General features: G+C 73.4%; 18 protein-coding genes. 15 read left to right on the top strand and 3 right to left on the bottom strand.

What is annotated here, in order from left to right:
• The first annotated feature begins 4 nt into the window (after window positions 1-4).
• A complete protein-coding gene (locus tag ACFZP7_RS08440; protein ID WP_031016821.1) occupies window positions 5-1,042 on the top strand; it encodes an iron chelate uptake ABC transporter family permease subunit in 1,038 nt (345 codons plus the stop codon).
• Entirely contained in the window at window positions 1,039-1,926 is an 888-nt protein-coding gene (locus ACFZP7_RS08435) for an ABC transporter ATP-binding protein (RefSeq protein WP_078855595.1), read from the top strand. The genes ACFZP7_RS08440 and ACFZP7_RS08435 overlap by 4 nt, the downstream gene beginning before the upstream one ends.
• On the opposite strand, the gene ACFZP7_RS08430 is transcribed toward ACFZP7_RS08435, so the two are convergent.
• The gene (locus ACFZP7_RS08430; RefSeq protein WP_019325368.1) at window positions 1,910-2,257 is read right to left on the bottom strand and encodes an SCP2 sterol-binding domain-containing protein; all 348 of its coding nucleotides are present in this window, start codon (window positions 2,255-2,257) and stop codon (window positions 1,910-1,912) included. The genes ACFZP7_RS08435 and ACFZP7_RS08430 overlap by 17 nt on opposite strands.
• A gap of 42 nt (window positions 2,258-2,299) precedes the next feature.
• On the opposite strand from ACFZP7_RS08430, the gene ACFZP7_RS08425 reads away from it, so the two are divergent.
• The 6 genes from ACFZP7_RS08425 to ACFZP7_RS08400 all read left to right on the top strand — a co-directional run bounded on the left by ACFZP7_RS08425 (window position 2,300) and on the right by ACFZP7_RS08400 (window position 8,749).
• Window positions 2,300-2,596 (top strand): hypothetical protein, encoded by a 297-nt coding sequence (locus tag ACFZP7_RS08425; protein ID WP_019325367.1) that lies wholly within the window; start codon window positions 2,300-2,302, stop codon window positions 2,594-2,596.
• Window positions 2,597-2,603: 7 nt separating this feature from the next.
• Window positions 2,604-3,419, top strand: a complete 816-nt coding sequence (locus ACFZP7_RS08420) for a hemolysin (RefSeq protein ID WP_019325366.1) — start codon at window positions 2,604-2,606, stop codon at window positions 3,417-3,419.
• Window positions 3,416-4,321, top strand: a complete 906-nt coding sequence (locus ACFZP7_RS08415; RefSeq protein WP_019325365.1) for an NAD kinase — start codon at window positions 3,416-3,418, stop codon at window positions 4,319-4,321. Before ACFZP7_RS08420 ends, ACFZP7_RS08415 begins: the two co-directional genes overlap by 4 nt.
• 186 nt (window positions 4,322-4,507) lie before the next feature.
• Complete coding sequence (gene recN / locus ACFZP7_RS08410) at window positions 4,508-6,226, top strand: DNA repair protein RecN (protein WP_019325364.1); 1,719 nt, start codon at window positions 4,508-4,510, stop codon at window positions 6,224-6,226.
• A 429-nt stretch (window positions 6,227-6,655) separates the two neighbouring features.
• Entirely contained in the window at window positions 6,656-7,417 is a 762-nt protein-coding gene (locus ACFZP7_RS08405; RefSeq protein ID WP_385634158.1) for a hypothetical protein, read from the top strand.
• A 186-nt stretch (window positions 7,418-7,603) separates the two neighbouring features.
• The gene (locus ACFZP7_RS08400) at window positions 7,604-8,749 is read left to right on the top strand and encodes a glycosyltransferase family 4 protein (RefSeq protein WP_385634157.1); all 1,146 of its coding nucleotides are present in this window, start codon (window positions 7,604-7,606) and stop codon (window positions 8,747-8,749) included.
• A gap of 9 nt (window positions 8,750-8,758) precedes the next feature.
• On the opposite strand, the gene ACFZP7_RS08395 is transcribed toward ACFZP7_RS08400, so the two are convergent.
• Together ACFZP7_RS08395 and ACFZP7_RS08390 are read right to left on the bottom strand one after the other, a co-directional pair.
• A complete protein-coding gene (locus ACFZP7_RS08395; protein WP_385634156.1) occupies window positions 8,759-10,414 on the bottom strand; it encodes a PucR family transcriptional regulator in 1,656 nt (551 codons plus the stop codon).
• Window positions 10,415-10,600: 186 nt separating this feature from the next.
• Window positions 10,601-12,403, bottom strand: coding sequence for a glycoside hydrolase family 15 protein (locus tag ACFZP7_RS08390; protein WP_125773095.1), 1,803 nt, complete (start codon window positions 12,401-12,403; stop codon window positions 10,601-10,603).
• Window positions 12,404-12,942: 539 nt separating this feature from the next.
• On the opposite strand from ACFZP7_RS08390, the gene ACFZP7_RS08385 reads away from it, so the two are divergent.
• The 7 genes from ACFZP7_RS08385 to ACFZP7_RS08355 all read left to right on the top strand — a co-directional run bounded on the left by ACFZP7_RS08385 (window position 12,943) and on the right by ACFZP7_RS08355 (window position 22,020).
• A complete protein-coding gene (locus tag ACFZP7_RS08385) occupies window positions 12,943-14,592 on the top strand; it encodes a CTP synthase (protein WP_030978155.1) in 1,650 nt (549 codons plus the stop codon).
• Window positions 14,593-14,677: 85 nt separating this feature from the next.
• Window positions 14,678-15,313, top strand: coding sequence for an NUDIX hydrolase (locus tag ACFZP7_RS08380; protein WP_019325357.1), 636 nt, complete (start codon window positions 14,678-14,680; stop codon window positions 15,311-15,313).
• A 165-nt stretch (window positions 15,314-15,478) separates the two neighbouring features.
• Window positions 15,479-17,506, top strand: coding sequence for a tetratricopeptide repeat protein (locus ACFZP7_RS08375; RefSeq protein ID WP_037899452.1), 2,028 nt, complete (start codon window positions 15,479-15,481; stop codon window positions 17,504-17,506).
• A 132-nt stretch (window positions 17,507-17,638) separates the two neighbouring features.
• Window positions 17,639-18,763: an alanine dehydrogenase gene (gene ald, locus ACFZP7_RS08370; RefSeq protein WP_030978159.1), complete on the top strand. Its 1,125-nt coding sequence runs from the start codon at window positions 17,639-17,641 to the stop codon at window positions 18,761-18,763.
• Between the two features lie 387 nt (window positions 18,764-19,150).
• Complete coding sequence (locus ACFZP7_RS08365; RefSeq protein WP_385634155.1) at window positions 19,151-20,281, top strand: ParA family protein; 1,131 nt, start codon at window positions 19,151-19,153, stop codon at window positions 20,279-20,281.
• Between the two features lie 41 nt (window positions 20,282-20,322).
• Window positions 20,323-20,838, top strand: a complete 516-nt coding sequence (locus ACFZP7_RS08360) for a hypothetical protein (RefSeq protein ID WP_019325353.1) — start codon at window positions 20,323-20,325, stop codon at window positions 20,836-20,838.
• Window positions 20,839-20,856: 18 nt separating this feature from the next.
• Window positions 20,857-22,020 carry a segregation and condensation protein A gene (locus ACFZP7_RS08355; RefSeq protein WP_385634154.1) on the top strand — a complete coding sequence of 388 codons (1,164 nt, stop codon included), beginning with the start codon at window positions 20,857-20,859 and terminating at the stop codon, window positions 22,018-22,020.
• Window positions 22,021-22,028: the final 8 nt, after the last annotated feature.

Raw genomic sequence — 22,028 nt, 5'->3', positions numbered from 1 at the left:
GACCGTGAAGACGAACCGCGCCGTGCGCACTCCGGGCGGGCTGTCCTTCCGTCTGGACGTGCGGGCCACCGTCGTCGTCGCCGTGCTGCTGCTCCTCGCGCTCGCCGCGAGCGTCCTGCTGATCGGCACCGGCGACTTCGAGATACCGGCCGCCGACGTGCTCCGCACCCTGGCCGGCGAGGGCAACGCGAGCCAGGAGTTCATCGTCAACGAGCTGCGGCTGCCCAGGGTCCTGGTGGGCCTGCTGGTCGGCGCCGCGCTGGGGCTGGGCGGCGCGCTGTTCCAGGCGATCTCCCGCAACCCGCTGGGCAGTCCCGACGTGCTCGGCCTCGGACAGGGCGCGACCGCCGGCGCCCTCACCATGATCGTGCTGTTCTCCGGCACCTCGGCGCAGGTGACCGTCGGCGCGCTCGTCGGCGGGCTGGTGACCGGCCTCGCCATCTACCTGCTCGCCTGGAAGCGGGGCGTCCACGGCTACCGGCTGGTCCTGGTCGGTATCGGCGTCTCCGCCATCGTCACGGCCGTCAACGGCTATCTGCTCACCCGGGCCGACATCGTCGACGCCTCCCGCGCGGTCGTCTGGATGACCGGCTCCCTCAACGGCCGTGACTGGAACCAGGTCTGGCCCCTGCTCATCCTGTGCGCCGTGCTCGTCCCGCTGGTCCTCGGCAACGGGCGGGCGCTGCGCATGATGGAGATGGGTGACGACGTCTCGTACGCGCTCGGAGTGCGCGTCGAGCGGGTGCGGGCGCTGCTGATGGTGGCCGCCGTGCTGCTCACCGCCGCCGCCACCGCCGCCGCGGGACCGGTGAGCTTCGTCGCGCTGACCGCGCCGCAGCTCGCCCGGCGCCTGACCCGCTCGCCCGGACCCAACCTGCTGCCGTCCGTGTGCATGGGCGCCGCCCTGCTGGTCTCGGCCGACTTCGTCTCGCAGCGGGCCTTCGGCGCCGACCAGCTGCCCGTGGGCGTCGTCACCGGTGTGCTCGGCGGCGTCTACCTGCTGTGGCTGCTGGTCACCGAGCGCAAGGCGGGCCGGGTATGAGCGCCGGCACCGGCCACCGCAGCGGGCCGAACAACCAAAGGAGCAACGTGAACCGCCTGACCGCCGAGAACGTCACCCTCGCCTACGACCAGCGGGTCATCGCGGAGCAGCTGTCGGTGGAGATACCCGACAACTCCTTCACGGTGATCGTCGGCCCGAACGCCTGCGGCAAGTCCACCCTGCTGCGCGCCCTGTCGCGGATGCTGAAGCCCACCCGGGGCCGGGTGCTGCTCGACGGGTCGGTCATCCAGTCGATGCCCGCCAAGCAGGTCGCCCGCACCCTCGGCCTGCTGCCCCAGTCGTCCATCGCGCCCGACGGGATCACCGTCGGCGACCTGGTCGGCCGCGGCCGGTACCCGCACCAGGGCCTCCTGCGCCAGTGGTCGACCGAGGACGAGCGCGTCGTCCAGGAGTCCATGGCCCAGACCGGCGTCTCCGAGCTGGCCGACCGCTATGTCGACGAACTCTCCGGCGGACAGCGCCAGCGGGTGTGGATCGCCATGGCGCTCGCCCAGCAGACCCCGCTGCTGCTGCTCGACGAGCCGACGACGTACCTGGACATCCAGCACCAGATCGACGTCCTGGACCTGTGCGCGGAACTCCACGAGGAGCAGGGCCGCACCCTCGTCGCCGTCCTGCACGACCTCAACCACGCCGCCCGCTACGCCACCCACCTCATCGCCCTGCGCGGCGGGGAGGTCATCGCCGAGGGCGCGCCGAAGGACATCGTCACCGCCGACCTGGTGGAGCGGGTCTTCGGGCTGCGCTGCCAGGTCATCGACGACCCCGAGACGGGTACGCCGCTGGTGGTGCCGGCCGCGCGCAAGGCCCGGGGCACCGGCCCCGCGCGGCCCGAGAAGGTGGCGGCTACAGAAGCTTCCTGAGGCGGAACAGGTCGCGCAGGCCGGCCTCCAGCTTCACCCGGCCCGAGCCCCAGGCCTTGGCGAAGTTCAGCTCGCCGTCGACCAGGGCCACCAGGTCGTCACCGGTCATCGCCAGCCTGATGTCGGCCTTCTCGCGCGGCGGCCCCTCCAGGGTCTCGCGCACGTCGATGCGGCCGTCCGCCATGCGTCCGGCGAAGGTGACGTCCAGGTCGGTGATGTGGCAGCTCACCGAGCGGTCCAGCTCGGCGGCGGACCGCACGTCCCCTTCCGCGTTCCCCAAGTTGTCCGAGAGCTTCTCGAGTGCGGCGCGGCACTCCTCAGTCGTCGCCATCGGGACCGACCGTACCCCAGCGGTACGCGGTAGCGTCGGGGCATGAGCGACGCAGTACCGGAGCCGGAGGCGCAGCGGAGCGACGGGGAGCCGGCCCAGGCGCACGCGCCGGAGCACGACCCCGCCGCCCCCGCCCCCCTCGGGGTTCCGCGCACCCCCACCGGGAACGCCGAGGTGGACGCCCGGCTGGCCCGGCTGGCCGACGCCGACCACCTCACCACGGACGGACATGTCGAGGTGTACGAGGATGTACACCGGGGGCTGCGTGACGCGCTGACCGCGCTCGACGCCCGCCCGGGGCCTCCGGCCCCGCCGTCGCCGTACGAAAACAGGAGCTGAACCGAACGTGGCAGGAGTCGCACGCCGCCGTCTCGACGCGGAGCTGGTCCGCAGGAAGCTGGCGCGCTCGCGCGAGCACGCGAGCCAGCTGATCGCCGCCGGGCGGGTCTCCGTCGGCAAGACCGTGGCGACCAAGCCGGCCACGCAGGTGGAGACCGCCGCCGCGATCGTGGTGAGCGCCGACGACAGCGATCCCGACTACGTCTCGCGCGGCGGCCACAAGCTGGCCGGCGCCCTCGCCGCCTTCGTGCCGCGGGGGCTCGTCGTCGAGGGGCGGCGGGCGCTGGACGCCGGCGCCTCCACCGGCGGCTTCACCGACGTACTGCTGCGGGCGGGCGCCGCGCACGTCGTCGCCGTCGACGTCGGCTACGGACAGCTCGCCTGGTCTCTGCGGCAGGATGAACGCGTCACCGTCAAGGACCGTACGAACGTACGTGAGTTGACGCCGGAGGCGATCGATGGGGAGCTGGTGGACCTTGTGGTGGGGGATCTTTCCTTCATCCCGCTCGGGCTGGTGCTGCCGGCCCTGGTGCGCTGCACCCGGCCGGACGCCGACCTGGTGATGATGGTGAAGCCGCAGTTCGAGGTGGGCAAGGAGCGGCTGGGCAGCGGGGGAGTGGTACGCAGTGCGCAGCTGCGGGCCGAGGCCGTGACGGGGGTCGCCCGCAGGGCCTGGGAACTGGGGCTCGGGGTGAAGGGGGTCACCGCCAGTCCGCTGCCCGGTCCCTCCGGGAACGTCGAGTACTTTCTGTGGCTGCGGGCCGGGGCCGGTGAACTGGACCCGGCCGACGTTGACCGTGCAGTGGCGGAGGGGCCGAGTTGACACAGAACCGAGCGCGTACTGTCTTCCTGCTCGCCCACACCGGGCGTCCCGCGGCGATCCGCAGCGCGGAGCTGGTGGTCAAGGGACTGCTGCACGCGGGGCTCGGCGTGCGGGTCCTGGAGGCCGAGGCGCGCGACCTGCCGCTGCCGGACGAGGTGGAGCTGGTCGGGGAGGCCACCCCGCAGTGCCTCGACGGGTGCGAGCTGCTCATCGTGCTCGGCGGTGACGGGACGCTGCTGCGCGGCGCGGAGTTCGCCCGCGCGTCCGGCGTGCCGATGCTCGGCGTCAACCTGGGCCGGGTCGGGTTCCTCGCGGAGGCCGAGCGCGACGACCTCGACAAGGTCGTCGACCGGGTGGTGAACCGGGCCTACGAGGTCGAGGAGCGGATGACGGTCGACGTCGTCGTGCACCGCAACGGCGACATCGTGCACACCGACTGGGCGCTGAACGAGGCGGCCGTGCAGAAGGCCGGAGCCGAGAAGCTGCTGGAAGTGGTGCTGGAGATCGACGGGCGCCCGGTGACCGGCTTCGGCTGCGACGGCATCGTGCTGTCGACGCCGACCGGGTCGACGGCGTACGCGTTCTCGGCGGGCGGGCCGGTGGTGTGGCCGGAGGTGGAGGCGCTGCTGATGGTGCCGATCAGCGCGCACGCGCTGTTCGCCAAGCCGTTGGTGACGTCGCCGGACTCCGTCCTCGCGGTGGAGGTGCTGCCGCATATTCCGCCGGGGGTGCTGTGGTGCGACGGACGGCGGACGGTGGAGCTGCCGCCCGGGGCGCGGGTGGAGGTGCGGCGGGGGGCGGTGCCGGTGCGGTTGGCCCGGCTGCACCACGCGTCCTTCACCGACCGGCTGGTGGCCAAGTTCGCTCTGCCGGTCTCCGGGTGGCGTGGAGCGCCGCATTAGCGGACACGAAGGAGTGGTTTCGGCGCGACGGCGGCCGCGGACGGTTCGTGGCCGGTCGCCCCGCCGCGCGGCCGCTGCCGGCCCGGCCCCGCGCCCGTGACGGCGGTGTCCCGCCCCGCGGGACAAGGGCGGGCCGGTCGCACTCGCCGCCTCGGACCTCGTAAGGTCGTGTCCGTGCTTGAGGAGATGCGGATACGGTCGCTGGGAGTCATCGACGACGCCGTGGTCGAGCTGTCGCCCGGATTCACCGCCGTCACCGGTGAGACGGGCGCGGGCAAGACCATGGTGGTCACCAGCCTCGGACTGCTCCTGGGCGGACGCGCGGACGCGGCGCTGGTGCGGATCGGGGCCAAGAACGCCGTCGTCGAGGGGCGTATCGCCGTGCCCGAGGACGCCGCGGCGGCCGTGCGGGCCGAGGAGGCCGGGGCCGAGCTGGACGACGGCGCGCTGTTGATCAGCCGTACCGTTTCCGCCGAGGGCCGCTCACGGGCGCACCTGGGCGGGCGGTCGGTGCCGGTGGGGATGCTCGCCGAGCTGGCCGACGACCTGGTGGCCGTGCACGGGCAGACCGACCAGCAGGGGCTGCTCAAGCTGACCCGGCAGCGGCAGGCGCTGGACCGGTACGCGGGCGACGCGGTCGCCGGGCCGCTCGCCAAGTACGCCGAGGCCTACCGGCGGCTGCGGGCGGTCACCCGTGAGCTGGAGGAGATCACCACGCGCGCCCGCGAGCGGGCGCAGGAGGCCGATCTCCTGCGCTACGGCCTCGACGAGGTCGCGGCCGTCGAGCCGCGCGCCGGCGAGGACGTGGAGCTGGCCGAGGAGGCGGAGCGGCTGGGCCACGCCGAGGCACTGGCGTCGGCGGCCACCGCCGCGCACGCCGCGCTGGCCGGCAATCCGGAGGACCCCGAGGGCGTCGACGCGTCCACGCTGGTCGCCGGCGCGCAGCGGGCCCTGGACGCCGTACGGGCGCACGACCCGGCGCTGGCGGCGCTCGCCGAGCGGATCGGCGAGGTGGGCATCCTGCTGCGCGACGTGGCCGGGGAGCTGGCCGGGTACGCCGACGACCTGGACGCCGATCCGCTGCGGCTGGCGGCGGTCGAGGAGCGGCGGGCCGCGCTCACCGCGCTGACCCGCAAGTACGGCGAGGACGTGGCCGCCGTGCTGGCCTGGGCCGAGCAGGGCGCCGCGCGGCTGACCGAGCTGGACGGCGACGACGAGCGGATCGGCGAGCTGACCGCCGAGCGGGACGCACTGCGGGCGGAGCTGGGCGGGCTGGCCCAGGCGCTGACGGACGCGCGGACGGAGGCCGCCGAGCGGTTCGCCGCCGCGGTCACCGCCGAGCTGGCCTCGCTGGCCATGCCCCACGCGCGGGTGTCGTTCGCGATCCGGCAGACCGAGGACCCCGAGGGCGTCGAGGTGGGCGGGCGCACGGTCGCCTACGGGCCGTCGGGCGTCGACGAGGTCGAGCTGCTGCTCGCCCCGCACCCGGGCGCCCCGCCCCGGCCGATCGCCAAGGGCGCGTCCGGCGGTGAGCTGTCGCGCGTGATGCTCGCGGTGGAGGTCGTCTTCGCGGGGACCGACCCCGTCCCGACGTACCTCTTCGACGAGGTGGACGCCGGGGTCGGCGGCAAGGCGGCGGTGGAGATCGGGCGGCGTCTGGCGCGGCTCGCGAAGAGCGCGCAGGTCGTGGTCGTCACGCATCTGCCGCAGGTGGCCGCGTTCGCCGACCGGCAGCTGCTGGTGGAGAAGACGAACGACGGGTCGGTGACCCGGTCCGGCGTCAAGGTCCTGGAGGGCGAGGAGCGCATCCGGGAGCTGTCCCGGATGCTGGCCGGCCAGGAGGACTCGGAGACGGCCCGCGCGCACGCGGAGGAACTGCTGGAGACGGCGCGGTCGGACGCGTAGGGGCGGGCCCGGCGGCTCCGCGGGAGCGCCGGGCCCGGTGGTGCGGGGCCCGAGGGCTCCGGTCACCGGAGGGCGGCCCTGCGGGTCGGGGCCGTGGCGGCGCGGGGCCGGCAGGCCGTCACACCGGGACACCGGGCGCCCGGTGCGCCGCGTCCCACGCGGGGCGCATGTCCCGGCGGGTGCTCGGCGGCACGTGCGCACGGCGCGGCCCGGCGCCCCGACGGTCCGGGCGGGCTTCCGGGACGGCAGGCACCCGGTCCTCGGCCGCACGGGCGGGGCGTCGCCCCCGAGGACGTCTGGCCGTGTGTCCCGGCGGCCTTCGCGGCACCTCCGCCGTCCCGGGCGGGCGGACGCTCGGCCAAGGGCCAAGGGCCAAGGGCCAAGGGCCAAGGGCCAAGGGCGGAGGGCGGGGTCCCGTAGGGTGGCCCGATGATCGACCGTGTCCGCCGGAACGGCTCCGCCCTCGTCCTCGCCGCCGCTCTCGCGCGGACCGGCCTGACCGCACTGCGGGCCCTGTCGCCGGGCGGTCGGGAGCGCTGGGAGCGCAAGAACCACGCCGGGCGGACCGTGGACCTGTACGCCGGGCCCGCGTGTGCCGCGGCGGCCGCCGCGGGGACGGCGCGGGTGCGTCCCGCCGTCGGCCTCGCCGTGCTCGCCGCGGGGGCCTGCGGGGCCTACGACGACGTGGCGGGCGCCGGGGACGACCGGCGCGGCTTCCGGGCGCATCTGGCGGCGCTGCGGGACGGTGAGGTCACCAGTGGGGCGGTGAAGCTGTTCGGGATCTCGGCGGCCGGGCTCGCCGTCGGCGCGGCGCTGAAGGAACGGCCGCTGGACAGGGTGCTGGCGGGCGTCGTCGTCGCCGGGGCCGCGCACTTCGTCAACCTGGTGGACGTACGCCCGGGGCGGGCCGCCGCGGCGGTCCTCGCGCTCGGCGCGCCGGGGCTGCTGCGCGCGGGGCCCGGGGCGGAGACGGCCGCCGTCGCCATGGGCGCCGCCGCGGCCGTACTCCCCGACGACCTCGCCGAGCGCACCATGCTCGGAGACACCGGAGCACACGCGCTGGGCGCGGCCCTGGGGGCCGCGGTGGTGGCAGGCAACGGCAGGACCGGGCTCGCCGCGCACGCCGTCGCGCTGGTGGCCGCCGCCGCGCTCGGGGAGCGGGTCAGCGAGGCGGCACGTTCACTCGGGTGAGTGAACCGGTGCCGTTCCGTTGCCCGGCGGTCGCGCACCGGCGACCGCCGTCGTTCCCGGAACACCCGTACGGCCTGGCATCCTTGACGGAGTGACGCCCGGACGAGCAGGCGGCGCACGCCCTCCGCACCATCCTTCTGTACGTTCTTCGTGACCGTCCCCCGCCGAACCAGGAGCCCCGGCCAGGTGACCCCCGTGAGCAGCCTCCCGCCGCACGGCCAGTCGCAGTTGCGCACCGTGCAGGTGCTGGGCGGCGGCAACGCCGGCAGCAGCGCGCACGTCCGCTCGCTGGCCGCCGGGCTCGTCGCACGGGGCGTGAAAGTGATGGTGTGCGCCCCCGACGATGCGGAACACACCTACGACTTCACCGGCACCGGAGCCGACCACGTGCACGTGCCGCGCAGCAGCGACCCGGTCTCCGTGGCCACGCTGCGGGCGGTGTGCGCGGACGCCGACCTGGTCCACGCGCACGGCCTGCACGCCTCCTTCCGTGCCGCGCTCGCCCTCGGCGGGCGCCGGGTCCGCACGCCGTTCGTGGTGACCTGGCACGACCGGGTCCACGCCGAGGGAGCGCGCGCCCAGCTGCTGCGTGTGCTGGAGCGGCGGGTGATGAAGTCGGCCACCGTGGTGCTCGGCGCCACCTCGGAACTGGTCGACGGAGCGCGCCGGTCGGGGGCGCGGGACGCCCGGTTCGGCCCCGTCGCGCTCCCCGCCTGGCCCTGCCCGCCGGACGAGTCCGACGACCCCGACGGGAAGCGCCCGAAGATCCGGGCCGAACTCGGCGCCGTCGACCGCCCGCTGCTGATCGCCGTCGGCTCCCTGGAACGGCACCGGGGCTACGACGTCCTGCTCGACGCCGCCCGGACCTGGCGCCGTCTCGACCCCGTCCCGCTGGTCGTCCTCGCCGGAGAGGGCCCGCTGCGCGCCGAGTTGCAGCGGAGGATCGAGGACGAGGAGCTGCCGGTGGCGCTCATCGGCAGCCGCGACGACGTCACCGACCTGCTGTCGGCGGCCGACCTCGCGCTGCTGCCCAGCCGCCGGGAGGCGCGTTCCGTCCTCGCCCAGGAGGCCCTGCACGCGCGGGTGCCGCTGGTGGCGAGCGACGCGGGCGGCATCCCGGAACTCGTCGGGGACGCGGCCGAACTCGTGCCCGCCGGGGACGCGCGGGCCCTCGCCGACGCCGTGGTGCGGCTCCTCGCCGACCCCGCGAGGTGCGAGCGGCTGCGGGAGGAGGGCCTGCGGCAGGCGGCCACCTGGCCGACCGAGGACGAGACCGTCGCCCAGGTGCTCAGTGTCTACGACGAGTTGACGCAGCCGGTCCCGCTGCTCTGAGGGGCCGGGTCACTGCACGTGCCGGCGGGCGCGCAGGGCCAGGCTCAACGCCAGGACGGTCTGCGGGTCGTCGAGGTCGGTGCCCAGCAACTCCCCGATCCGCGCCAGCCGGTTGTAGAGCGTCTGCCGGTTGAGGTGCAGCTCGCGCGCGGTCTCCGCCTTGCGGCCCGCGTGCGCCAGATACGTCTGGAGGGTGGGCAGCAGGGGCGGCTTGGAACGGTCGTCGTGGTCGCGCAGGGGACCGATCGCCCGGTCCACGAACGCGGCGAGGTCCGGATGGTCGCGCAGCCGCCACAGCAGCAGGTCGATGTCGAGGCGCCGGGCGTCGTACCAGGGCCGGTCGGTGAGCCCCTGCGCCGCGGTCGCCGTCTCCGCCGCGTGCCTGAGGCCCGCCGACGCCGCCGCCCAGCCGCCGGCCACCCCGACGACCACGACCGGCGGCTGCGCTCCCGGCCGCCGCATCCCGGCCCGCTCCACGCCCGCCCGCAGCGCCGCCGCGACCCGGTCGGCGACCGCCGCGCGCTCCGACTCCGCGCGCAGGCCCAGCAGCAGCGGTACCCGTCCCTCCACCGGGCGCACGCCCAGCAGCACCGGCACCCCGACCGAGGCCAGCTCCTCGGCGACCGCCCGGGCCAGCACCGCCCAGTCGCCGCCGGCCGGGGACAGGGCGTCGCCCAGACGCATCACCACGGGGAGCAGGGGGCTGTTCCCGGGCTTGAAGCCCAGGACGCGGGCCTGCGCCGGGGCGTCCTCGGCGGAGATCCGGCCCTCGGCGAGGTCGGTGAGGAAGTCGCCGCGTCCGCGCGCCGCCAGCTCCTCCTCCTGGCGCGCCTGCATCAGCACCACGGCGAGGATTCCGGCCGCGCGTTCCGCCGCCATCCGGTGCACCTGCGCCAGCGGGGACCGTACGGGGAGCATGACGAGCCGGGCGCGCACCGAGCCGGGGCCCGGGGCGGCGGCGCTGCCGGGACCCGGGCCGCCGCCGGGCACGTCCACCAGGACGGAGCCGGCCGGGGGCGGGGCCTCCTTGTGCGGGCCGCGCAGGCCCTCCCACACCTGGAGCGGGTCGGCGCCCTCGGGGCCGGAGCCGGCGGCGTACAGCAGGCGGCCGTCGGTGGTCTCCAGGAAGACCGGGTTGGCGCCGAAGTCGGCGAGGATGCCGAGCACCTGGGGGACCCCGCCGCCGCCGAGCAGGGCGTCGGTGCAGCGTCGGTGCACCTCCTCGGCACGCTGGAGGAGGGCGTAGTGGCCGTTGACGATCTCGGTGTGGATCTCCTCGGTGACCGTCACGAAGGGCACCTCCCGGTGCAGCTGCACCAACGGCAGGCCGGCCGAGCGGGCGGTGTCCACGAGCGCCGCGGGGAGGCGGGCGAAGCGCGGGCCCAGCTCCACGACGAGGGCCGCGATGCCGCGTTCCGCGAGGGTGCGGACGAAGGCGCGCTGCTCGGCGGGCCGGGTGCCGAGACCGTAGCCGGTGGTGAGGAGGAGTTCGCCGCCCTTGAGGAGGGAGGCGATGTTGGGCACCTCGCCGGCGTGCACCCAGCGGACGGTGCGGTGCAGGCGGTCGGCGCCGGCGAGGATCTCGGGGAGGCCGCTGCGGAGGCCGGGGAGTTCCAGGGCGCGCTGCACGGTGATGCCCGTGGGCGGGGGTGCGGCGGTGTTCATGGAGCGGACGGTACCTCTTGGGCGGGCGGTGCCTCTCGGGTGCGCGGTGCGCGGTGCCCGGTGCGCGGTGCCCGGTGCGCGTGCGGGCCGGGGGCGGGTGCCGCGGCCCGGTGCGGCGGCGTCGGTAGGCGGCTGCCCGCAGCCGGGGTGGCGCGGACAGCCGTTCGTCGGACTCCGTACGGGCCGCTAGCCCCCGTACGCCCCGCTCGCCGTCAGGCGCAGGGCCGTGTCGATCAGGGGCACGTGGCTGAACGCCTGCGGGAAGTTGCCGACCTGGCGCTGGAGGCGGGGGTCCCACTCCTCGGCCAGGAGGCCGAGGTCGTTGCGCAGGGAGAGAAGCTTTTCGAAGAGCCTGCGGGCCTCGTCCACCCGGCCGATCATCGCCAGGTCGTCGGCCATCCAGAACGAGCAGGCCAGGAACGCGCCCTCGTCGCCGGGCAGGCCGTCCACGCCCTCGTCGCCGCCCTCCGTGGGGTAGCGCAGGATGAAGCCGTCCGACGTGGACAGCTCCCGCTGGATGGCCTCGATGGTGCCGATGACCCGCTTGTCGTCCGGCGGCAGGAAGCCCATCTGCGGGATCAGCAGCAGCGAGGCGTCCAGCTCCTGGGAGCCGTAGGACTGCGTGAAGGTGTTGCGTTCCTTGTCGTAGCCCTTCTCGCACACGTCCCGGTGGATGTCGTCGCGCAGCTGCTTCCAGCGCTCCAGCGGACCGTCCGCGTCGCCCGACTCGATCAGCTTGATGGTCCGGTCGACGGCGACCCAGGCCATCACCTTGGAGTGCACGAAGTGGCGGCGCGGGCCGCGCACCTCCCAGATGCCCTCGTCCGGCTCCTGCCAGTGGTCCTCCAGGTAGCGGATCAGCTTGAGCTGGAGCACGGAGGCGTAGTCGTTGCGGGCCAGGCCCGTCATGTGGCCCAGGTGCAGGGCCTCGGTGACCTCGCCGTAGACGTCCAGCTGGAGCTGGTGGGCCGCGCCGTTGCCGACCCGGACCGGGGTGGAGCCCTCGTATCCCGGCAGCCAGTCCAGCTCGGCCTCGCCCAGCTCGCGCTCGCCCGCGATGCCGTACATGATCTGCAGGTTCTCCGGGTCGCCGGCGACCGCGCGCAGCAGCCACTCGCGCCAGGCGCGGGCCTCCTCGCGGTAGCCGGTGCGCAGCAGCGAGGACAGCGTGATCGCCGCGTCGCGCAGCCAGGTGTAGCGGTAGTCCCAGTTGCGGACACCGCCGACGTCCTCCGGCAGGGAGGTGGTCGGGGCCGCCACGATGCCGCCGGTGGGGGCGTACGTCAGGGCCTTCAGCGTGATCAGGGAGCGGACCACCGCCTCCCGGTAGGGCCCGTGGTAGGTGCAGTGCTCGACCCACTCGCGCCAGAAGTCCTCGGTGGCCTCCAGGGACTGCTCGGGCTCCGGCAGCGGCGGCGGCTCCTTGTGCGAGGGCTCCCACGAGATGGTGAACGCGATCCGGTCACCCGGCGCGACCGTGAAGTCGGCGTACGTGGTGAGCGCCTTGCCGTAGGTCTCCACGTCCGTGTCGAACCACACGGAGTCCGGGCCCGCGACGGCCACCGTCCGCCCCTCGTGCTTGTGCACCCACGGGACCACCCGGCCGTAGCTGAAGCGCATCCTCAGCTCCGAGCGCATCGGCACCCGGCCGGAGACGCCCTCCACGATCCGGATCACCTGGGGCGCCCCGTCGCGCGGCGGCATGAAATCGATCACCCTGACGGTGCCGCGCGGGGTGTCCCACTCGGACTCCAGGATCAGGGAGTCGCCGCGGTAGCTCCGCCGGGCCGCGGTCGGGGGCTCGGCGCCCGGCGCGTAGGCGGGGCCCATCCGCCAGAAGCCGTGTTCCCCGGTTCCCAGCAGACCGGCGAAGATGGCATGCGAGTCGAAGCGGGGCAGGCACAGCCAGTCGACTGTGCCGTCCCGGCAGACCAGTGCGGCGGTCTGCATGTCTCCGATGAGTGCGTAGTCTTCGATGCGCCCGGCCACGTGCAACTCCAGTCGAACGGCCACGTCACCCCGCGAGGGGGCGGTCGCTAGTGCGGTCAAGGGGGGTCATGGGTGAGTCATACGTCGTTGAGCCATGAAGCAAAGCAGCCGTCCGGCCGTGAAGCCAAACGCTGTGCCGCGAAGGACAATCTTTTCTCAACGAACTGACGAGCTCTCGTTGTTCCGGCGCTGACGGGCGGGGGGTGGTGCCGTGTCGCCGTGCGGGCTCGGCAGCGAACGTCCGAGCAGGATACGACGCACGTAGATGATCTGTGTGCCGCTCCGGACAACGCGGGTCCGCCGAACGGGTGACCACCGGGTGAGGAATCGGTGAGCCGCGCGCCTGGGTGACGAGATGTGCGCGGAGCGTGGCCGGAAGCCATCGCCCCGCGGCGCTGATACGCTGGTAGCCCGTGGACCGGTGGGAGAAGAACCCCGGAACCGCAGCGACGGCGCCGCCGACGGCAACCCGGCTCGACCGGGTCGGACGACGAACGCACCGCACCCCAGACCGCGACCACGGGAGCCCCCTCTTGGCCATGCCGCCCAAATCTTCGACGACCAAGCACATCTTCGTCACCGGGGGTGTCGCCTCCTCGCTCGGCAAGGGGCTGACCGCCTCCAGCCTCGGCATGCTGCTCAAGGCACGGGGTCTGCGCGTGGTGATGCAGAAGCTCGACCCGTACCTCAATGTCGACCCTGGCACGATGAACCCCTTCCAGCACGGTGAGGTGTTCGTCACCAACGACGGCGCCGAGACCGACCTGGACATCGGACACTACGAGCGCTTCCTCGACCGCGACCTGGACGGCTCCGCCAATGTCACTACAGGCCAGGTCTACTCGACGGTGATCGCCAAGGAGCGTCGCGGCGAGTACCTGGGCGACACGGTGCAGGTCATCCCGCACATCACCAACGAGATCAAGCACCGTATCCGCCGCATGGCGACGGACGAGGTCGACGTGGTGATCACCGAGGTCGGCGGCACCGTGGGCGACATCGAGTCGCTGCCGTTCCTGGAGACGGTCCGCCAGGTCCGGCACGAGGTCGGCCGGGACAACGTGTTCGTCGTGCACATCTCGCTCCTGCCGTACATCGGTCCCTCGGGCGAGCTGAAGACCAAGCCCACCCAGCACAGCGTCGCCGCGCTGCGCAACATCGGCATCCAGCCGGACGCCATCGTCCTGCGCTGCGACCGTGAGGTACCCACGGCGATCAAGCGCAAGATCTCCCTGATGTGCGACGTCGACGAGGCCGCCGTGGTGGCCTGCCCCGACGCCCGCTCGATCTACGACATCCCGAAGGTCGTGCACGCCGAGGGCCTGGACGCCTACGTCGTGCGCAAGCTGGACCTGCCCTTCCGCGACGTGGACTGGACGACCTGGGACGACCTGCTCGACCGCGTCCACCGGCCCGAGCACGAGATCACCATGGCGCTGGTCGGCAAGTACATCGACCTGCCCGACGCCTACCTCTCGGTCACCGAGGCGCTGCGCGCCGGCGGCTTCGCCAACCGGGCCCGCGTGAAGATCAAGTGGGTCACCTCCGACGACTGCAAGACCCCGGCCGGCGCCAAGGCCCAGCTCGGCGACGTCGACGCGATCTGCATCCCCGGCGGTTTCGGCGAGCGCGGCGTGACCGGCAAGGTCGGCGCGATCAAGTACGCCCGCGAGAACAAGATCCCGCTGCTCGGCCTCTGCCTGGGCCTGCAGTGCATCGTGGTCGAGGCCGCGCGCAACCTGGCCGGCATCGAGGACGCCAACTCCACCGAGTTCGACCCGGCCACGGCCCACCCGGTCATCTCCACCATGGCCGAGCAGCTGGACATCGTGGCGGGCGAGGGCGACCTGGGCGGCACCATGCGCCTCGGCATGTACCCGGCCAAGCTGGCCGAGGGCTCGATCGTGCGCGAGGTCTACGACGGCAAGGAGTACGTCGAGGAGCGGCACCGTCACCGCTACGAGGTGAACAACGCCTACCGCGCGGAGCTGGAGAAGAAGACCGGCATCCTCTTCTCGGGCACCTCCCCGGACGGCAAGCTCGTCGAGTACGTCGAGTACCCGCGCGACGTCCACCCGTACCTGGTCGCCACGCAGGCGCACCCGGAGCTGCGCTCGCGCCCGACCCGCCCGCACCCGCTCTTCGCCGGGCTGGTCAAGGCCGCGGTCGAGCGGAAGACGTCGAAGTAACACACCGGTTGTACGGTGGCCGGGGCACGCGCGCTCAAGGGCGCGGGCCCCGGCTTTTCGCGTACGTCTGGAAGGGCAGGTCAGCATGGCGGGCAGCACGATCAAGGACAGCCACGAGGAGTGGGAGGTCCGGCGGACCGAGATCCCCTTCCGGGGCAAGAAGACCTCCATGCGCACGGACGAGGTCGTCATGCCCGACGGCTCCGTCGCCTCCCGCGACTACCAGGTCCACCCGGGCTCCGTGGCCGTCCTCGCCCTGGACGACGAGGGACGGGTCATCGTCATCCGGCAGTACCGCCACCCGGTGCGGGAGAAGCTGTGGGAGATCCCGGCCGGCCTGCTCGACGTCCCCGGCGAGAACCCGCTGCACGCCGCCCAGCGCGAGCTGTACGAGGAGGCGCACGTCAAGGCCGAGGACTGGCGGGTGCTGACCGACGTCTACACCACGCCCGGCGGCTGTGACGAGGCCGTACGGATCTTCCTGGCCCGCGACCTCTCCGAGGCGGAGGGCGAGCGGTTCGAGGTCGAGGACGAAGAGGCCGACATGGAGCTGGCGCGGGTGCCGGTCGACGACCTGGTCCGGGGCGTGCTCGCGGGTGACCTGCACAACAACTGCCTGGTCGTGGGGGTGCTCGCACTGGTCGCCGCCGAGCGGGGCGACGGCGTCGACGCCCTCCGGCCCGCCGAGGCGCCGTGGCCGGCGCGTCCCTTCGAGGCCTGAGCGCACCCGGAACACCCCCACCGGTGTGACCATCGGTTGATCCGATCGGGCGACGTGTCCGCCCTGCTCCACCGGGATCGTCGCAGAGCGTGAACTAGGCTCGGGAAACGCCCGAACCGGGGTTCCGGCGGGCGCCGGTGTGCGGTGGGATCGGGAGTGTGGCCCGTGACGGATCAGGCGGTGGACACGGACGGCGTACGGCTGTCGCAGGACCCTGCTGAGGAGAATCGGTTCCTGGGCCGCACCCGGGAGTTGAAGGAGTTGCGCGCCGACATCGAGCGCGCGGGCCTGGACACCCTCTCCGGCCGCAAGGCACCCCGCGCGCGGGTGCTGCTCATCGCCGGCCGGCCCGGCTCCGGCCGCACCGCGCTCGCCGAGGAACTGGTCGCGCAGGTCGCGGACGCCTACCCCGACGGTGTGCTGCGCGCCCGGCTGAGCGAGCCGGACGGCACGCGCGTGCCCGTCAGCCGCCTCGCCCGCGAGCTGCTCACCGAGCTGGAGTGCCCCGTCCCGCCCGGAGCCGGCGAGGACGACCTCACCGAGGCCCTGCGCACCGCCCTCGCCGACCGCAGGGTCCTGCTCCTGCTCGACGACGCGGCCGACGCCGAGCAGGTCGACGCCCTGCTGCCGGACACCCCGGACTGCCTGGCCGTCGCGGTCGCCCAGGGCCCGCTGACCGGCATCGCGGACGTCCGGCCGTGCACGCTGGGCGGCCTGGACACCAAGTCGGCGGTGGAGCTGCTGTCCCGGTACACCGGGTCGGTGCGCATCACCGTCGACCCCCGGGCCGCCGAGCAACTGGTCGAGGCGTGCCAGGCGCAGCCGGCCGCGCTGACCCTGGCCGGCGGCTGGCTGGCCGCCCGGCCCCAGGCGGCCGTCGCCGACCTCGCCAAGCACGTACGCGCGGAGGACGGCGAGGGCACGCCGCTCAGCCGGATGTTCCGCGTCGCCTACGCGGCGCTGCCGAGCCCCGCCGCCCGGATACTGCGACTGCTCTCCCTCGCCCCCGCCGGGATGGTCGACCCGCACACCGCCTCCGCGCTCGCCGGCTGCTCGGTGAACGGCGCCCGCACCACCCTCGACGACTTCGTGGCCCTCGGCATGCTGCGCGCGGTCGACTCCCCGCTGCCCGAGTACGAGGTGCCCGCGTGCCTGCACGACCGGCTGCGGGCCCTCGCCGAGACCCACGACCGGCCCGCCGAGCTGCAGCTCGCCCGCGCCCGCATGCTGGAGCGGACGGTGCGGCTGCTCCAGTCCTGCCGGGCGGTCACCGAGACGGACAGCCCCCAGGCCCGCGAGAAGCTGCAGGACATGCCGCGGGCGCTGCGCTTCCCCACCCCGAGGGCCGCCGCCGACTGGCTGCGCGCACGCCGGCCCGCGCTGCTGGCCTCGGCCCGGCTCGCGGTGGCCGACGGGGAGCTGGACACCCTCGCCCGGCGGCTGATGTCCCAGCTGGTGCGGGCCATGGTCGCCCACTTCGGCACCCAGGCCGCCGCCCCCGACCTCTACGGCATCCACCGCCTCGTCCTCGACGTGGCCGAGCGGCGCGAGCTGCCCCGCGAGAAGGCCGCCGCCCTGCTCAACCTCGCCGACCTGGACGCCCGCACCGGCCGCACCGCCGAGGCCCTGGTGCGCTACCGGGCCGCCCTGGACGCCGGACGTGAGGCGAACGACCCGTACGCGACCGCCCGCGCGATGGAATCCGTAGGCGGCGCCCACCTGGAACTCGGGGACTACGACCGGGCCGCCGACTGGTTCGGCCGCGCCCTCGCCCAGCGCCTCGCCCGGGACGAGCGTGCCGACGCCGCGCGCGTCTACGGCCGCCTCGCCGCCGCCCACACCTACGCGGGGCGTTACGGGGAGGCGCTGCGCGGCTGGCGCGCCGCGGTCGCCGGGTACCGCAGGACGGGCGATGTGGCCGCGCAGGCGCGGGCGTTGAGCGAGCTGGCCCGGGTCCAGGAGTACGCGGGGCGCCCCGAGGAGTCGCTGCGCACCTGCCAGGAGGCCGTCGAGTGGGCCCGCCGGGCCGAGGACGTCCGGCTCCAGGCGGCGCTGCACCTGCGGCTGGCCGACACGCTGGACCGGCTCGGAGACCCGGCGGCGGCCGGGCTGCAGCGCGGGGCAGCCGATCGCATGTTGAAGGAGGATCGGTCAGATGCCTGCGAAATCCGCAGCGCAGTGACTAAAGATTGATGCTTTGAAAGGCTAGACACGGGGAACACCTTCATTAGACTGGCTCTGCCGCACGTTCTTGCGGTCTCTCCCGTTGTGCCCACGTGTGCGCGGGTATGTGTAGCAATAGCCCCATCCTCTGAGCCAAGGACCGTGATCGACGTGAAGGTCGGTATCCCCCGCGAGGTCAAGAACAACGAGTTCCGGGTGGCCATCACCCCCGCCGGCGTGCACGAGCTGGTGCGCCACGGTCACCAGGTCGTCATCGAGCGTGACGCCGGTGTGGGCTCCTCGATCCCCAACGACGAGTACGTCGCCGCCGGCGCGCGGATACTCGACACCGCCGACGAGGTCTGGGCCGCGGCCGACCTGGTGCTGAAGGTCAAGGAGCCGGTCGCGGAGGAGTACCACCGCCTCCGCAAGGACCAGACGCTCTTCACCTACCTGCACCTGGCCGCCTCCAAGGAGTGCACGGACGCCCTCGTGGAGTCCGGCACCACCGCCATCGCCTACGAGACGGTCGAGCTGCCGAACCGCGCGCTGCCGCTGCTCGCCCCGATGTCCGAGGTCGCCGGCCGGCTCGCCCCGCAGGTCGGTGCCTACCACCTGATGGCCCCCAACGGCGGGCGCGGCGTGCTGCCCGGCGGTGTGCCGGGCGTCACCCCCTCGAAGGCCGTCGTCATCGGCGGTGGCGTCTCCGGCTGGAACGCCACCCAGATCGCCGTCGGCATGGGCTTCGACGTGACCCTGCTCGACCGCGACATCAACAAGCTGCGCGAGGCCGACAAGATCTTCGGCACCAAGGTCAAGGCCGTGATGTCCAACTCCTTCGAGCTGGAGAAGGCCGTCGTCGACGCCGACCTGGTCATCGGCGCGGTGCTCATCCCGGGCGCCAAGGCCCCGAAGCTGGTCACCAACGAGCTGGTCTCCCGGATGAAGCCGGGCAGTGTCCTTGTCGACATCGCGATCGACCAGGGCGGCTGCTTCGAGGACTCGCACCCGACCACGCACGCCGAGCCGACCTTCAAGGTCCACAACTCGGTCTTCTACTGCGTCGCCAACATGCCGGGCGCGGTGCCCAACACCTCCACCAACGCCCTCACCAACGCCACGCTGCCCTACATCGTGGAGCTGGCGAACCGCGGCTGGGTCGAGGCGCTGCGCCGTGACCCCGCGCTGGCCAAGGGCCTCAACACGCACGACGGCAAGGTGACTTACCGCGAGGTCGCCGAGGCACACGGCCTGGAGTACGTCGACCCGGCCACCCTGCTCGCCTAAGTCACCAAACGGTAAAGGCGATACGTCAACAGTCGCCGTCAACCCCGCACGCCCGGCCGGACCTTGCCCGACAAGGTCCGGCCAGGTGTGTGTATGGTCACTTTGCGATTCTCGGCCAACTCGCCTCGAACGTAACGCTTCAACCGATTCGCGCACCGGTGAAACCTGCTGTGCGACGGCCGTACGCCCTTGACAGAGGGATGTTTCATTGCCGACACATCGGGCCGGGTCCGGCGGATTGTGTTGCTGCGGACGCCCGACACGCCATAGAGTCGCCGAACGTCGGCATGGTGCCACGCTGACCTGTCTAGAAGTTTCCTGGTCACCAAGGAGGTAAGACGACTTGTGAATGAGTCGACATTTACTCCCGGGGGTGGTCAACCAGGAATGCCTGCACGGGCCGAGAGCCCCGGGCGTCTCGAGGCTGTCGGCTCCGTCGCTGTACGCACCTTCACAGCCGCCCACCAGAGTCCGCAGGCAACTCAGACAGCACACATGAGTATGGATGGCCAACACGTGAACGCCATGGCCGGCGACGGAAGTGGCGCGCCCCGCAACCACTTCACCGACTACGACGAACTGCCCGAGGGGCACTTCTACGATCCCGACGCGGAGTACGAGCCCGATCCCGAGTACGCGGCGACGCTCGCGCCCGACGCGGCCCGCCAGCGCCGGGAGCGCATCGGCCCGACCGGCCGCCCGCTGCCGTACTTCCCGATCCCGGGCCCGCTGACCGACCACGGTCCCGCGAAGATCATCGCGATGTGCAACCAGAAGGGCGGCGTGGGCAAGACCACGTCGACCATCAACCTGGGTGCCGCGCTCGCCGAGTACGGGCGCCGGGTGCTGCTCGTCGACTTCGACCCGCAGGGCGCGCTGTCGGTCGGTCTCGGCGTCAACCCGATGGAACTCGACCTCACCGTCTACAACCTGCTCATGGAGCGGGGCATGGCGGCCGACGAGGTGCTGCTGAAGACGGCGGTCCCCAACATGGACCTGCTGCCCAGCAACATCGACCTGTCGGCGGCCGAGGTCCAGCTGGTGAGCGAGGTCGCGCGCGAGTCGACCCTGCAGCGGGCGCTGAAGCCGCTGATGGACGACTACGACTTCATCGTGATCGACTGCCAGCCCTCGCTCGGCCTGCTGACGGTCAACGCGCTGACCGCCGCGCACAAGGTGATCGTGCCGCTGGAGTGCGAGTTCTTCGCGCTGCGCGGTGTGGCGCTGCTGACCGAGACGATCGAGAAGGTCCAGGAGCGGCTCAACCCCGACCTGGAGCTCGACGGCATCCTCGCCACCATGTACGACTCGCGCACGGTGCACAGCCGTGAGGTGCTCGCGCGGGTGGTCGAGGCGTTCGACGACCACGTCTACCACACGGTCATCGGGCGCACGGTCCGCTTCCCGGAGACCACGGTCGCCGGTGAGCCGATCACCACGTACGCCTCCAACTCCGTCGGTGCCGCCGCCTACCGCCAGCTCGCCAGGGAGGTGCTCGCCCGGTGTCACGCCGAGTGAGTCTGCCGGGGGCCGACGAACTCTTCCGTACGACAGGGGGGATGGCGCTCCAGGCGTCCACCCCGCGGCGACCGGCCAACGGGGAAGCCCGGGTGCCGGCACCGGCGGGGGAGAGCGACCAGGCCGCCGCCGAGGACGCACCGCAGTCGGTGCCCGCGCAGGGCGGTGACGGCGAGGGCGCGGAGCACGCCGCGGCGGACGCGGAACAGGGCGCGGCCGGCGAGTCCCGCAGCCGCGGCGCCGAGCGCTCCGCCCGGGGCGCCGGGACGGGCGCGGCCACGCAGGAAGGTTCTGCCGCGCAGGGCCAGCCCCGCAAGCGCGGCCGGGCCGCCGCACGCCGGCCCAGTGGCCGCGAGCGCCACGACGAGAAGATCACCGTGTACGTCTCCGCCGAGGAGCTGATGGACCTCGAGCACGCCCGCCTGGTGCTCCGGGGCGAGCACGGACTGGCCGTCGACCGCGGCCGCATCGTCCGCGAGGCCGTCGCCGTGGTCCTCGCCGACCTGGAGACCCGCGGGGACGCCAGCATCCTCGTACGACGGCTGCGCGGGCGGTAGCGGTAGCCTGCGGGGGCCATGACCTCGAACGACGCCTCCCGCCCCGGCTTCCGTGCCGGCCGTCGCCGTGCGCTGGGCCGGGGGCCGGGCGAACGGGCGGCGCCGCCGGTGTCGCCGGTCCCGGACCCGTCCGGTACGCCCGAGGCCGCCGACGCTCCCGAGGTGCTTCCCGGGCCCGGTCCGTCCGAGCCCACCGACCCGGAGGCGGGTTCCGCCCCTGCCGGTCCCGAGGGCGGACCTCGACCGTCCGGGCCCGCGGAGGCCGAGAGCGCACCCGTGGTGCCCGGGCCCCCGGAGCCTCCCGCCGACCCGCCTCCGGGAGGCGCGAAGGCCCCGTCCTCCGCCCTCGCGCAGGGCGCCCCCGGCGAGGGCGACGGCGTCTTCAAGGTGCGGCTCGCCAACTTCGAGGGGCCGTTCGACCTGCTCCTCCAGTTGATCTCCAAGCACAAGATGGACGTGACCGAGGTCGCGCTGTCCAAGGTGACCGACGAGTTCATGGCGCACATCCGTGCGATGGGCCCCGACTGGGACCTGGACGAGACGACCGAGTTCCTGGTGGTCGCGGCCACGCTGCTCGACCTCAAGGCGGCCCGGCTGCTGCCCGCCGCCGAGGTCGAGGACGAAGGGGACCTGGCGCTGCTGGAGGCCCGCGACCTGCTCTTCGCCCGGCTGCTCCAGTACCGCGCGTACAAGCAGATCGCGGAGATCTTCAACGACCGGCTGGAGGCCGAGGCCCGCCGCTACCCGCGCACCGTCGGCCTGGAACCCCACCACGCGGAGCTGCTGCCCGAGGTCGTCATCAGCATCGGCCCCGAGGGTTTCGCCGAGCTGGCCGTGAAGGCGATGCAGCCCAGGCCCAAGCCGCAGGTGTACGTCGAGCACATCCACGCCCCGCTGGTGAGCGTGCAGGAGCAGGCCGGGGTCGTCGTCGCCCGGCTGAAGGAGCTGGGCGAGGCCAGTTTCCGGGTCCTCGTCGAGGACACCGAGGACACGCTGACCGTCGTGGCCCGCTTCCTGGCGCTGCTGGAGCTGTACCGGGAGAAGGCCGTCGCCCTGGACCAGGAGACCGCGCTCGGCGACCTGCTGGTGCGCTGGACCGGCGGCGACGGGGAGACCGAACCGGTGGTGACCGACGAGTTCGACCGACCGCCCGAGGCGCCGAAGGAGGAGCAGAAGGCGTGAGTGAAGAG

Origin of the sequence: Streptomyces sp. SudanB5_2050 (assembly GCF_964272335.1) — a bacterium.
Taxonomy (GTDB): Bacteria; Actinomycetota; Actinomycetes; order Streptomycetales; family Streptomycetaceae; genus Streptomyces; species Streptomyces rochei.
This window is presented reverse-complemented; position numbering and strand designations above follow the sequence as displayed.